The following is a 13,289-nucleotide window of genomic DNA, read 5'->3' on the forward strand; positions in this document are numbered from 1 at the left end:
ATTTATATAATAAATTAGTATCGGTCAACAGCTGTTTTATAAAAATAGAGGAAAGTCCACGCTAACACAATCTGAGATGATTGTAGTGTTCATGCTGAATCTAATAAATTCAGGCTTAGACGACTAGTGCCACAGAGACGAGAATTGTGAAACGCGGTAAACTCCATGAGTTAGAAACCCAAATAACGGTAGGGGAACTCTTTTAAGAGAAATGAATCAAAAAAGAGAATTTAAATATTAATATTTAAATTAGATAAATTGTTGACATCTTATTGGAAGAACAAAACGTGGCTTATAGATACAACACACTTTTAAAGTGTGTTTTTATTTTAAATTATAGACAAATCACAGTTATAATTAAAATGTTAAAAATATTAAAATTTTTGAATTATAGGAGATAATATGTCATTAAAAGCAGGAATTGTGGGCTTACCTAATGTAGGCAAATCTACTTTATTTAGTGCTCTTACAAAATATCAAGTGGAAGCAAGTAATTATGCTTTCACTACTATTGAACCAAATATTAGTAGTGTTGCTTTGAGAGATAAACGTTTAGTAGAATTAGCCAAACTTGCTAAACCAGAAAAAATAATTCCAGCTACTTTTGATTTTGTTGATATAGCTGGTTTAGTTAAAGGTGCTTCAAGAGGAGAGGGATTAGGAAACAAATTTTTAGCTAATATTAGAGAAGTTGATGCTATCATTCATGTTGTAAGATGTTTTGAAGATAAAAATATTATGCATGTTAATGATAAAGTTGATCCTTTAGCAGATATTGAAACTATTAATTTAGAATTAATTCTAGCTGATTTAGAAACAATTAATAATATTATAAATAGAATACATAAAAAAGCTAAAAGTGGAGATAAAATTGCTATACTTGAAGAAAAAACGGCACTGAAAATTAAAAGTATTTTGGAAAATAATAAATTCGCTTATGATATAGTAAAAGACTTTAACGAAGAAGAATTTAAACTTATCAAAAGCTATCAACTATTAACAAGCAAACCAATGATATATGTAGCTAATGTTTCTACTAATCAAATTAAAAATTTAGATAATGATTTTTATTTTAAACAATTAAAAAAAGAACACGGAAGAAAAAATAAAATTATTCCTATATCTGTACAATTAGAATTCGAAATAGCTCAACTAGATGAAATAGAAGCTCAAGAATGATTAAATAGTTATTCTATAGAGTATAGTGGATTAGATTATTTAACTAAAGAAACTTTTGACTTACTCAATTTAAAAACTTATTTTACTGTTGGACCAAAAGAAGCAAGAGCATGAGTTTATAAAAACGGTATGCTAGCTCCTCAATGCGCTGGTATTATTCACAGTGATTTTGAAAAAAAATTTATTAAAGCTGATATTATTTCTTATGAAGATTATATAAATTATAATGGCGAAATAGGTTCTAAAAACGCTGGAAAAATTAGATCTGAAGGAAAAAATTATCTAATGAATGACGGTGATATTTGTCATTTTAAATTTGGTAAATAAAAAATACTCTTTTATAAAAGAGTATTTTTTATTTTGTGTTAATTAAAGCTAAATAGTAAATTAAACTAATTCAATGATTGCCATTTGAGTATTATCGCCACGACGCGCAACAATTTTATAAATTCTGGTGTATCCACCTTTTCTTTCTTTATATTTGGGTGCTATTTCATTAAATAAATATTTTAAAAGATTCTCTTTATTATTAACTAAAGTAGGACGAAGAAAAGCAGCAACTAAACGACGATTAGCTAAAGTAGGATTTTTAGCTTTAGTTATCATTTTTTCAGCATGACGGCGTAATTCTTTTGCACGAGTTAAAGTAGTAGTAATTCGACCATGTGCTAATAATTCACTTGTTAAAGTACGCATTACTCCTTTTCTTCATTTAGCATCACGACTATAAATTTGTGTTGGATTAGCCATTATTCTTCTCCTTTTTTAAGTTCACGACCATAATCTTTAAGTACATTGATAATTTCTTCAATTGATTTTCTTCCTAAATTTTTAGTTCCTTCTATTTCTTCAAGCGTCATTTCGCAAATTTGAGAAAGTTTGGTTTTCCCTATTCTTCTTAAAGCATTAAATGAACGAACTGATAATTGTAATTGACTAATGTCAATGTCATTATCTTTTTCTTCTATTTCTACTTCTTTTTCTTCAGCAAAAACTTCTAGTTGCATTTCATCAACATTACCAATTAATTTAAATGATGCGACCAAAATTTCACACGCTTGTTGAATTGCATATTTAGGATCAATAGTTCCATTAGTAACAACAGTAAAAATTAATTCTTCTTCTAATTTAGAACTTGAAGAATTAAGTTCATTAACCACATAATTAACTTTTTCTACTGGTGAAAAATCAGAATCAGTAGCAATTAAAATTCCTTTTTTAATTTTGCTATCAATATTAGTTAAAAATGTTGCTGAATTAACTATTTTTTTATTTTCTTCATTACTAATAAAACCTCTACCAGATTTTAAATACAATTCTAAATGTAAATTGCCTTTATTTAAAGTAGCTATATATTGATTTTTATTTAAAATTTCGATATTAGAATTATTAATCACTAATTCTTTTGAAGTAATAATACCTAATTTATCTGTTTTTAATGAAACTTTAATAATATCATTATCTGAAACTAATTCAGGATTATATTGAAATTTAACCTTGCGCAAATTCATTATTAATGAAACAACATCTTCTTCTACACCGGGTATGGTTTGAAATTCATGTTCTACACCATCTATTTTCACCGCTACTAAAGCTAAAGCAGTAATACTAGACAATAATGTTCTTCTTAAAGCTACTCCTAAAGTATTAGCAAACCCTCTTTCTAATGGTTTTAAAGAAAAAACGGTTTCATTAATGTTTTCACTTAAATTTTGAAGTTTTTGATAAATAAGTTTGGGCATTTTTACCATATAGTGCTCCTTTATTTAAAATTATCAATTATCTTTGTTTTTCACGTTTGAGAACACGTTTTGGAGGTCTAGTTCCATTGTGTGGAACTGGAGTAACATCCTTAATTTCAGTAACTGTGATGCCTGCTACTTCTATTTGTTTACGCGCTGCGTCTTTACCAGCACCTAAACCTTTTAATCTTACTTTAACACTTTTTACACCGTGTTCCTTAGCAGCTTCAGATGCTGCTTGTGCAGCTAATGAAGCAGCATAAGGAGTTTTCTTTTTAGAACCTTTATAACCTATTGCACCTGATGAACTTCAAGCAATTACATTACCAAATTCATCTGTAAATGTAACAATTGTATTTTGATTAGTAGAGTGAATGTGTGCAATACCATTAGTAATATTTTTCTTTTTAGTTTTTCTTGCCATAATTCATTTTCCTTAATCTTATTTACCTTTTTTCCCTGCAACAGTTTTTCTAGGACCTTTACGTGTTCTAGCATTTTTCTGTGTGCTTTGTCCTCTAACAGGAAGTCCTTTACGATGTCTTATACCACGATAACATTTAATTTCCATTAAACGTTTAATGTTTAAGCTAACTTCTCTATGTAAATCACCTTCTGTTGTATATTTTGCAGCTTCCACACGTAATTTTTGTAATTGTTCTTCTGTTAAATCTTTGGTTCTAATATTTTCATTTACATTTGCTGCAGCACAAATATCTTTTGCTCTATTTCTTCCAATACCAAATATATAAGTTAATGAAATTACTACACGTTTGTTATTTGGAATTTCAACGTTTAAAATTCTAGCCATTTTTTATCCTTGTCTTTGTTTATGTTTTGGTTGTGAGCAAATAACTCTTATTATTCCTTGACGTTTAATAATACGACAATCTTTACACATTCTTTTTACACTAGCTCTTACTTTCATTTTTCTCCTTATTTGTGTCTGTAAATAATTCTTCCTAAATTTCAATTATAAGGACTAATTTCTACATCTACAGTATCACCAGGCAAAATTCTAATATGATTTACTCTCATTTTGCCAGAAATATGAGCTTTAATTAACATACCACCTTCAAGTTCTACTTCATATTCATCAGTTGAATAAGCTTGAACAACTTTAGCAGTCATTTTAATAGCGTCTTTTGCCATTAAATTCCTTCCGTTAAAACTACACCGTATCCATTTTTTATTAAAACAGTATGTTCATAGTGGGCACAATTTAAACCATCAGCACTTACGACTGTTCATTTATTTCTTTTTAATTTTGTTTTTGGTGATTTTTGTAAAATCATAGGCTCAATACAAATTACCATACCATCTTTTAAAAGCGGACCTGTATTAGGAATTCCATCATTTGGTACATAAGGATCTTCATGTAATGTAATACCAATTCCATGTCCACTATATTCACTTGGTGTATAAAAATTATTATTTTTAATAACTTGACCTATTGCATAACTAATATCACCTATTCTTGCGCCAGGTTTTATAGCTTTCAAACCTGCAAGAAAAGCTTCTTGAGCTACATTAATAAGTTTTTGATCTATTTTAGAAATTTTACCAACTCCTTTGGTAAAAGCACTATCACTGTTATAACCTTCTCATATACATCCTAAATCAACACTGACTAAATCACCTAATTTTAATTTATAATCTGAAGGTATAGCGTGAATTAATTCATCATTAACAGAGATGCAAGCTGTAGCTGGAAAACCATATAAACCTTTAAAAGCAGGTTTAGCACCTCTTTTTATTATTTCATTAAAAGCGATTGAATCAAGTTCTTTTAATGAAATTCCTGGTCTTATCGAATCTCAAACTATTTGTTTAACTTCTGCCAGGATACGACAACTTTTAGTGATTTTTTCTATTTCTATATCACTTTTAATAGTTATCATTATTCTCCTTGCATTTATGATATATAAATAATAGAAAAATAAAAGTCAAATTTGACTTATATTTTTCTTATATAAATGCAAAATAAATTATACATTAAATAAAAAAAAGTTATCTAAAAAGATAACTATTCCTTATTTAATCAGTCTAAAATCTGTTGTGTGACAAAATCAGGCGAACCTGTAGCATCAAAAATTTGCAAATTATTATGTTCTTTAAAGTAATCAAGAAGTGGTGCAGTAGAATCTTTATAAATTTGTTGTCTAATTTTAATATTTTCAATGCTATCGTCTTTTCTCATTTGCAAAACAGAATCACAATTTTCACATAATGTATCTTTTTGCGAAGGTAAAGAAAATATATTATAATTTTTACCACAATTAGGACAAAATCTTCTACCATTTAATCTTTGCATTATTAAATCATTAGAAGCATTTAGTTCAATAACTTTATATTTAAATCCTTCTATTTTATTAAGAAAGTGCACTTGTTCAATTGTTCTAGGATAACCATCTAAAATAACTTTTTGATTTTGGTGCATTAAACTTTCTAATTTTTCTTTTACTATTTGATTAGTAACTTCATCAGGAACATACAAACCATTTTCAACATATTTTGCTAACTTTAAACCCAAAGGAGTTTTATTAGCTATTGTTTCACGAAAAATACTTCCAGTAGATAAATGTTTAATTCCTGTTTTTTGAGCAATTAAATTAGCAGTTGTTCCTTTACCCACTCCCGGTGGCCCCATAAAAACTATATTAGGTAATTCTTTTTTTATCATAGCAAACCATCTCCGTTTTTCTTATTCTTATCAAATTTAGTTTTATTATTATTTAAATTATTAATAGTTTGTTTAGAAAGATTTTTCTGCTTAGTTAAAGTTTGACTTTTACTTCTTGCTTGATATTGTTGTATAGTTTCCAGAGAAACGGTAACTAAAATAATCATTCCAGTTCCTCCAAAACTAATAATTGCGGGCAAACCAGCAAGAATTAATAAATATTGCATAGAAGCCATTAATACAAGATAAAAAGCACTAAAAAGAGATAATCTCATTACAATAGCTATTAAATAATCTTCAGTTTGTTCTCCTGGTTTAATTCCTGGAATAAAAGTAGAATTTTTTGCAAAGTCCTCTGCTATTTTATCTACTTTTGACTGTTGCAATCCAATTAAAAAACTAAAAAGAAAAGTTATCACAATTAATAAACTTAAACCTAAAGGTTTTGTAAATTGTAAATTTTCTATCATTCAACTTTTAGCTAAATTTGAATCCGGCAATATTCTTGCTATCATTAATGGAAATGAAATAATCATTGTAGCAAAAATTATAGGCATAATACCACCAGGGTTTAATTTAATAGGTAATTTACCCATTTCTTTAATATTTTTACTTCTTCCGCTTCCTATTTGTTGAATTGGTATATGTCTTTCAGAATTGTAAACTAAGGCAATTATAAAAAGAACTAATAAATACGCAAAAATATAAATCATAAATTTTAGAACACCATTTAATAGTGAGTTAGCTTCACCACTACTAATAAAAAAATTAAAAGCTCCGCTAAATTGACTGGGTAATTGGAAGGAAATACCAACAAAAATTATTAATGATGTTCCATTGCCTATTCCTTTATTAGTAATTTCTTCTGAAATAAATAAAGAAAATAAAGACGCTCCTACTAATATCATTGGCAGTAAAAAATAAATGGTTAAATTTTTTAAATTTTGGTTATTATTCAAAGGAATAAAAGAAATAAAAGGATTTTCTCCAGCTCCTAATGATTGTGTTAATAAAATAGCTTGCGGAAAAGCTATAAATAGAGTTAATAATCTAGTTATTACATTTAATTTACGTCTTCCTTCTGGACCACTTTGACTTAATTTATGAATAGCGGGGAATAATTTAGTTTGTAATAAAGACATTATCAAAGATGCATTAATGAAAGGACTTATACCTAGAGCAACTAAAGAAAAATTTCTTAAACCCCCACCGCCAACTAAATTTAAAGTATTTAAAAAGGCATCTTGATTTATAAGATTAAAATTATTAAGTTTAACAAAGGGAGCTTGAATTGTTGTTGCTAAAATATAAACAATCAATAAAGATAAGGTAAATAAAACTTTTTTAAATAAATCTTTGTTTGTTCAAAAATCAACCCAATTTTTACTGAGTTTATTAATTATTTTAGATGCAACGAAACTTGTTGTACTAAAAAAGTTTTTCATTTTGCCTTTCTTTTTGTTTATTAAAAGTATATAAATTATACAAAAAATAAGTTTAAAATATTAATAATAAAAAAAAATAATTATTTTTTTTAAAAAAATATTTTGTTATTTTATTTTTAAGTTATAATTATACTATAAGTCGTTATAGCAAAGGGGATCACCTGATACCATTCCGAACTCAGTAGTTAAGCCCTTTAGTGCCGAAAATAGCAGAAATGCAAAAATAGGGAGCGGCTTTTTTTATTTTTATTTTTTTATTAAATTAAAAAAGTGCATATTTAATGCACTTATATTCTTTGAAAACTGAATAGTGTTTTTTAAAGATTTAATAAAATGTCACATACACAAAACATTTTACTTTTAAACCTATCGATTTATTAGTAATGGTCAGCTAAACGTATTGCTACGCGTACACATCCATCCTATCAACCTCATAGTCTATAAGGAATCTCAAGGGAATACTTATCTTTGAGGAGGCTTCCCACTTAGATGCTTTCAGCGGTTATCCTTTCCGTACTTAGCTACCCTGCTATGCTGCTGGCGCAACAACAGGAACACCAGTGGTACGTCCACTCCGGTCCTCTCGTACTAAGAGCGGCTCTCATCAATATTCCAACGCCCACATCAGATAGGGACCAAACTGTCTCACGACGTTTTGAACCCAGCTCGCGTACCGCTTTAATGGGCGAACAGCCCAACCCTTGGAACCGACTCCAGCTCCAGGATGCGATGAGCCGACATCGAGGTGCCAAACCTTGCCGTCGATGTGATCTCTTGGGCAAGATAAGCCTGTTATCCCCAGGGTAACTTTTATCCGTTGAGCGACTGCCATTCCACAATGTACAGCCGGATCACTAAGTCCTGCTTTCGCACCTGCTCGACTTGTAAGTCTCACAGTCAAGCACACTTCTACCTTTGCGCTCTACATACGGTTTCTGACCGTATTGAGTGTACCTTTGAACGCCTCCGTTACTCTTTAGGAGGCGACCGCCCCAGTCAAACTACCCACCATGCACTGTCCTCCTACCTGATTATGATAGCAAGTTAGAAACTCAATATAACAAGGGTGGTATTTCAAGGTTGACTCCTTTAAAACTGGCGTTTTAATATCATTGTCTCCCACCTATCCTATACATGTTAGACCAAATTTCAATATAAAGTTATAGTAAAGCTCCATGGGGTCTTTTCGTCTTGATGCGGGTACCCAGCGTTTTCACTGGGACCATAATTTCACCGAGTCTCAGTGTTGAGACAGTTGAGAGATCATTGCGCCTTTCGTGCAGGTCAGTATTTAGCCGACAAGGAATTTCGCTACCTTAGGACCGTTATAGTTACGGCCGCCGTTCACCCGGGCTTCATTTCAACGCTTCGCAAATGCTAACGCATCCACTTAACCTTCGGGCACTGGGCAGGCTTCACCCCTATACATCACCTTGCGGTTTAGCAGAGAGCTGTGTTTTTGATAAACAGTTGCCCCTCATAATTTACTGTGACCTATGCTTTACATAGGTGCCCCTTCTTGCGAACTTACGGGGTCATTTTGCAGAGTTCCTTAACACTAGTTTTCTCGCTCGCCTTAGAATACTCATCTTGGGGACGTGTGTCCGTTCTCGGTACAGGTTTCCATAAAATTAAGTTTAGAAGCTTTTCTAGGAAGTATGAAATTACTTAATTCACGCAAAAGCATTATGCATCATATCTTTCGGTTATGAATTGCGGATTTACCAACAATTCCCAATAAATACTTACCCCACAATCCGATAAGTGGTAAAGCTATCCTTCTCCGTCACTCCATCACTTTTAGGAAAGTACAGGAATATTAACCTGTTGTCCATCGACTACGCCTGTCGGCCTCGCCTTAGGTCCTGACTAACCCTGGGTGGACGAACCTTGCCCAGGAAACCTTCCCCAATAGGCGTCGTAGATTCTCACTACGAATCGTTACTCATACCGGCATTCTCACTTCTTAACGCTCCACCAGTCCTCACGGTCTAGCTTCATTGCCCTAAGAACGCTCCTCTAACGTACAATTGTACCCGTGGCTTCGGTATCGTGTTTTAGTCCCGTTAAATTATTGGCGCAAGATCTCTTGACTAGTGAGCTATTACGCACTCTTTAAAAGGTGGCTGCTTCTAAGCCAACTTCCTAGTTGTTTATGAAATCTCACAACCTTTCTCACTTAACACGATTTTGGGACCTTAGCCGACGATCTGGGTTGTTACCCTCGCGAGCCGGGACGTTAGCACCCCGGTTCCGACTGCATGATAATACATAATGGTATTCGGAGTTTGATTATAGTCAGTACAGCTAGGCGCCGCCATTCCATATTCAGTGCTCTACCACCAAAACTTAACATCACACGCTAGCCCTAAAGCTATTTCGAGGAGAACCAGCTATCTCCAAGTTCGATTGGAATTTCTCCGCTATTCACAAGTCATCCGGGCACTTTTCAGCGTACTACGGTTCGGCCCTCCACTCAGTTTTACCTCAGCTTCAGCCTGCTCATGAATAGATCACCTGGTTTCGGGTGTACTTCAACATACTAAAGCGCCCTATTAAGACTCGATTTCTCTACGGCTCCGCTTTTTCTGCTTAACCTCGCATGTTAAAGTAACTCGCCGGTCCATACTGCAAGATGTACGCCATCACCCATAAACGGGCTCTGACTAATTGTAAGTAAGTGGTTTCAGAATCTATTTCACTCCCCTTTCGGGGTTCTTTTCACCTTTCCCTCACGGTACTAGTTCACTATCGGTGTCTGATTAGTATTTAGCCTTACCGGGTGGTCCCGGCAGATTCAGACAGGGTTTCACGTGCCCCGCCCTACTCAGGATACGACCAAGAGATTAAACAATTTCGCATACGGGGATATCACCCTCTATGTCACTTCTTCCCAAAAGTTTCTGCTATCATTTAATTTTATAACTCTATATAGTTCGTCCTACAACCCCATAAAAATGGTTTGGGCTCCTTCTCTTTCGCTCGCCGCTACTAAAGAAATCATTATTTATTTTCTTTCCTCTTGCTACTAAGATGTTTCAGTTCACAAGGTCTATCGCAACATTTTCCTATGTATTGAGAAAATGGCAACTAAGCATTACCTTAGTTAGGTTTCCCCATTCGGAAATCCCCGTTTCATAGCATATATCCGGCTCAACGAGGCTTATCGCAGGTAATCACGTCCTTCATCGACTTTCAGACCCAAGGCATCCACCACAAACTCTTTATTATTTAAAAGTATGTTCCTATTTGGTTATAATGATGTGTATTTTAAGACATTTTAATAAATCATAAGATTTACTCGATGAATCAAAACAAATTGACATAATTCATTTTGTTTGATGTCGTTGTAAATATTTTAAAATATTTTACTATTCAGTTTTCAAAGAACATTGAGAGATATTCTCTCAAAACTAGATACAATACTTTGACCTTTTAAGCCATGACAAAAGTTATATTAATAATAAGGTCTAAAAAATTAAGTCCAACACTTAAAAGTTAGGTTTTGTACTCCGTAGAAAGGAGGTGATCCATCCCCACGTTCTCGTAGGGATACCTTGTTACGACTTAACCCCAGTCACCAGTCCTGCCTTAGGCAGTTTGTATAATAAACCGACTTCGGGCATTACCAGCTCCCATGGTTTGACGGGCGGTGTGTACAAGACCCGAGAACGTATTCACCGTAGCGTAGCTGATCTACGATTACTAGCGATTCCGACTTCATGTAGTCGAGTTGCAGACTACAATCCGAACTGAGATCGGTTTTTGAGGTTTGCTCCCTGTCACCAGTTTGCTTCTCTTTGTACCGACCATTGTAGCACGTGTGTTGCCCCACTCGTAAGAGGCATGATGATTTGACGTCGTCCCCACCTTCCTCCCAATTACTCGGGCAGTCTCCTTAGAGTGCTCAACTTAATGTTAGTAACTAAGGACAAGGGTTGCGCTCGTTGCAGGACTTAACCGAACATCTCACGACACGAGCTGACGACAACCATGCACCATCTGTCATTCTGTTAACCTCTACTATATCTCTATAGCTTTGCAGAAGATGTCAAGAGTGGGTAAGGTTCTACGCGTATCCTCAAATTAAACCACATGCTCCACCGCTTGTGCGGATCCCCGTCAATTCCTTTAAGTTTTATTCTTGCGAACGTACTACTCAGGCGGATCATTTAATGCGTTAGCTGCGTCGATGAATTCTCCATCAACTAATGATCATCGTTTAGGGCGTGGACTACCAGGGTATCTAATCCTGTTTGCTCCCCACGCTTTCGTCTCTCAGTGTCAGTATATGTCCAGTTAGCTGCCTTCGCCATATTGGTGTTCTTCCTTATATCTACGCATTCCACCGCTTCACAAGGAATTCCACTAACCTCTACATAACTCTAGTATGATAGTATCTAACGCGATTTGGGGTTGAGCCCCAAATTTTGACGCCAGACTTAACAAACAACCTACAGACGCTTTACGCCCAATAATTCCGGATAACGCTTGCGACCTATGTATTACCGCGGCTGCTGGCACATAGTTAGCCGTCGCTTTCTAATAAGGTACCGTCAAGGTAAATACATTTCCTTATTTACTTTTTCTTCCCTTACCACAGCAGTTTACAACCCATAGGGCCTTCATCCTGCACGCTGTGTCGCTCCATCAGACTTTCGTCCATTGTGGAATATTCCCTACTGCTGCCTCCCGTAGGAGTCTGGGCCGTATCTCAGTCCCAGTGTGGCGGGTCAGTCTCTCAACCCCGCTAAGCATCATTGCCTTGGTAGGCCATTACCCATACCAACTAGCTAATGCTACGCACCCCGCTCCTTTAGCGAAGCTTTAAAGGCTTCTTTTACAATAATTTCATGCGAAATAATTGCATATTCGGTATTATCAAATGTTTCCACTTGCTATCCCAATCTAAAGGGTACGTTGAGTACGTGTTACTCACCCATTCGCCGCTAAGTTCAAAAAGAACTTCGCTCGACATGCATGTATTAGGCACACAGCCAGCGTTCATCCTGAGCCAGGATCAAACTCTCGAAAAAATTGACTGTCATGTTTATTTGTATCTAGTTTTCAAAGAACATCTATCTTAATATATAAAATAAGAACGATTTAATTTTAACATAATTTTTTTAAAAAATATTTTTTAATTTTTTAAACTATTGTAAATCCTTTAAAATAATTCGTTAAATTTATTTTATATTTTAATCATTTTGTAAATTACAATAATAATACACTAAAAAATAATTTAATAAATAATTTTTAAATTTAGTTTGTAACATTAATATTTAATTATTATTAATTAATGATTTTTTAAAATTGAATAAAACGTAAAAAATAATATAATTTATTTGCGTCTAATAAATTATAGACGCGTAAATATTAATATATTTTATTTGTTGTGTTTTATTTTTAAAGTATTTTATCTAAAATATTTGTTATTTATTGTTTATCTCCTTAATATTTTATAATATACCGTCTCATTTTTATAGAAAAGTATTACATTCTAATATTTTTTATATACTAATTTAAGATATAACTTGTTTGGTGTATCTTTTTTATTTTTTTATTGATTTTAATTTTTTTGTATTATAATAATTTCATAAGTCGTTATAACGAAGGGGATCACCTGATACCATTCCGAACTCAGTAGTTAAGCCCTTTAGTGCCGAAAATAGCAGAAATGCAAAAATAGGAAACGGCTTTTTTATTTTAAAAATTAAAAAACCATATACTGAATTATCTTTTTTCAAGTTACTTTTTGAAATAAATGTTAACTTTTTAGATTAATTCATTATTATGGTTTTTTAATATTTTTGATTATAAAGTTCTATACGGTTAAGAACTTTACGTAATTTATATTGAAACATTTCTTTTTCTTTTGAATCTTTAGTTCTTTCTAAAGCATCCATTAAATGTTTTTGTTCTTCTTGTGCGCGTTTAATATTAATTTCATCAACTGATAAAATATCATCAGTTATTATAGTAATTACATTAGGTTCAGTTTGTAAAAAACCATCTCCTATCGAATAAAATAATTTTTTGTTTTCTTTTGTCAAAATAGACATTTTACAAATATCAATGTTAGCAACAAAAGGCGAATGATTAACTAATAAAGTAATTTCTCCACCAATTTTAGTTTTTAAATTAACCGAAATAACATAATCTTCAAAAAATATTCCATATACTGTAATAATTTTTAATTTTATTGTATTCATTAATTATTTTTAATTTAATTTACAAATA

At 32.6% G+C, this 13,289-nt stretch carries 11 protein-coding genes, 4 rRNA genes and 1 other RNA gene; 4 read left to right on the plus strand and 12 right to left on the minus strand.

All coding sequences use genetic code 4. From position 1 onward, the window contains the following. Positions 1-16 precede the first annotated feature (16 nt). Both rnpB and ychF read left to right on the plus strand, forming a co-directional pair. Positions 17-300, plus strand: an RNA gene (gene rnpB / locus NPA14_RS01980) — RNase P RNA component class B. A 102-nt stretch (positions 301-402) separates the two neighbouring features. Next, positions 403-1,506: a redox-regulated ATPase YchF gene (gene ychF / locus NPA14_RS01985; protein WP_257075726.1), complete on the plus strand. Its 1,104-nt coding sequence runs from the start codon at positions 403-405 to the stop codon at positions 1,504-1,506. Between the two features lie 60 nt (positions 1,507-1,566). Here the strand turns inward: ychF and rplQ are convergent, their stop codons facing one another. The 9 genes from rplQ to secY all read right to left on the minus strand — a co-directional run bounded on the left by rplQ (position 1,567) and on the right by secY (position 7,049). Next, positions 1,567-1,929 carry a 50S ribosomal protein L17 gene (gene rplQ, locus NPA14_RS01990; protein ID WP_257075728.1) on the minus strand — a complete coding sequence of 121 codons (363 nt, stop codon included), beginning with the start codon at positions 1,927-1,929 and terminating at the stop codon, positions 1,567-1,569. Next, positions 1,929-2,930 carry a DNA-directed RNA polymerase subunit alpha gene (locus NPA14_RS01995; protein ID WP_257075730.1) on the minus strand — a complete coding sequence of 334 codons (1,002 nt, stop codon included), beginning with the start codon at positions 2,928-2,930 and terminating at the stop codon, positions 1,929-1,931. The genes rplQ and NPA14_RS01995 overlap by 1 nt, the downstream gene beginning before the upstream one ends. 28 nt (positions 2,931-2,958) lie before the next feature. After that, entirely contained in the window at positions 2,959-3,345 is a 387-nt protein-coding gene (rpsK, locus tag NPA14_RS02000; RefSeq protein ID WP_257075731.1) for a 30S ribosomal protein S11, read from the minus strand. Positions 3,346-3,363: 18 nt separating this feature from the next. Further along, on the minus strand, positions 3,364-3,732 hold the full coding sequence (gene rpsM / locus NPA14_RS02005) for a 30S ribosomal protein S13 (protein WP_257075732.1): 369 nt from the start codon (positions 3,730-3,732) through the stop codon (positions 3,364-3,366). 3 nt (positions 3,733-3,735) lie between these two features. Further along, positions 3,736-3,849 (minus strand): 50S ribosomal protein L36, encoded by a 114-nt coding sequence (gene rpmJ / locus NPA14_RS02010; RefSeq protein WP_046096682.1) that lies wholly within the window; start codon positions 3,847-3,849, stop codon positions 3,736-3,738. An 8-nt stretch (positions 3,850-3,857) separates the two neighbouring features. Beyond that, positions 3,858-4,073, minus strand: a complete 216-nt coding sequence (gene infA, locus NPA14_RS02015; protein WP_257075742.1) for a translation initiation factor IF-1 — start codon at positions 4,071-4,073, stop codon at positions 3,858-3,860. Further along, a complete protein-coding gene (gene map, locus NPA14_RS02020) occupies positions 4,073-4,822 on the minus strand; it encodes a type I methionyl aminopeptidase (RefSeq protein ID WP_257075743.1) in 750 nt (249 codons plus the stop codon). Before map ends, infA begins: the two co-directional genes overlap by 1 nt. 125 nt (positions 4,823-4,947) lie before the next feature. Beyond that, complete coding sequence (locus tag NPA14_RS02025; RefSeq protein ID WP_257075744.1) at positions 4,948-5,604, minus strand: nucleoside monophosphate kinase; 657 nt, start codon at positions 5,602-5,604, stop codon at positions 4,948-4,950. Beyond that, complete coding sequence (secY, locus tag NPA14_RS02030) at positions 5,598-7,049, minus strand: preprotein translocase subunit SecY (protein WP_257075745.1); 1,452 nt, start codon at positions 7,047-7,049, stop codon at positions 5,598-5,600. Before secY ends, NPA14_RS02025 begins: the two co-directional genes overlap by 7 nt. 134 nt (positions 7,050-7,183) lie before the next feature. Between secY and rrf (NPA14_RS02035) the strand changes: the two genes are divergently transcribed. Then, positions 7,184-7,289 (plus strand): 5S ribosomal RNA (gene rrf / locus NPA14_RS02035). A gap of 116 nt (positions 7,290-7,405) precedes the next feature. Here rrf (NPA14_RS02035) and NPA14_RS02040 read toward each other — a convergent pair. Beyond that, positions 7,406-10,286 (minus strand): 23S ribosomal RNA (locus NPA14_RS02040). Between the two features lie 281 nt (positions 10,287-10,567). Then, positions 10,568-12,085, minus strand: a 16S ribosomal RNA gene (locus NPA14_RS02045). 560 nt (positions 12,086-12,645) lie between these two features. Between NPA14_RS02045 and rrf (NPA14_RS02050) the strand changes: the two genes are divergently transcribed. After that, a 5S ribosomal RNA gene (rrf, locus tag NPA14_RS02050) occupies positions 12,646-12,751 on the plus strand. 99 nt (positions 12,752-12,850) lie between these two features. On the opposite strand, the gene atpC is transcribed toward rrf (NPA14_RS02050), so the two are convergent. Then, positions 12,851-13,261, minus strand: a complete 411-nt coding sequence (atpC, locus tag NPA14_RS02055; protein WP_257075746.1) for an ATP synthase F1 subunit epsilon — start codon at positions 13,259-13,261, stop codon at positions 12,851-12,853. Between the last annotated feature and the right edge of the window lie 28 nt (positions 13,262-13,289).

The organism is Mycoplasma sp. 1018B (assembly GCF_024582675.1).
Classification (GTDB): domain Bacteria; phylum Bacillota_I; class Bacilli_A; order Mycoplasmatales; family Metamycoplasmataceae; genus Mycoplasmopsis.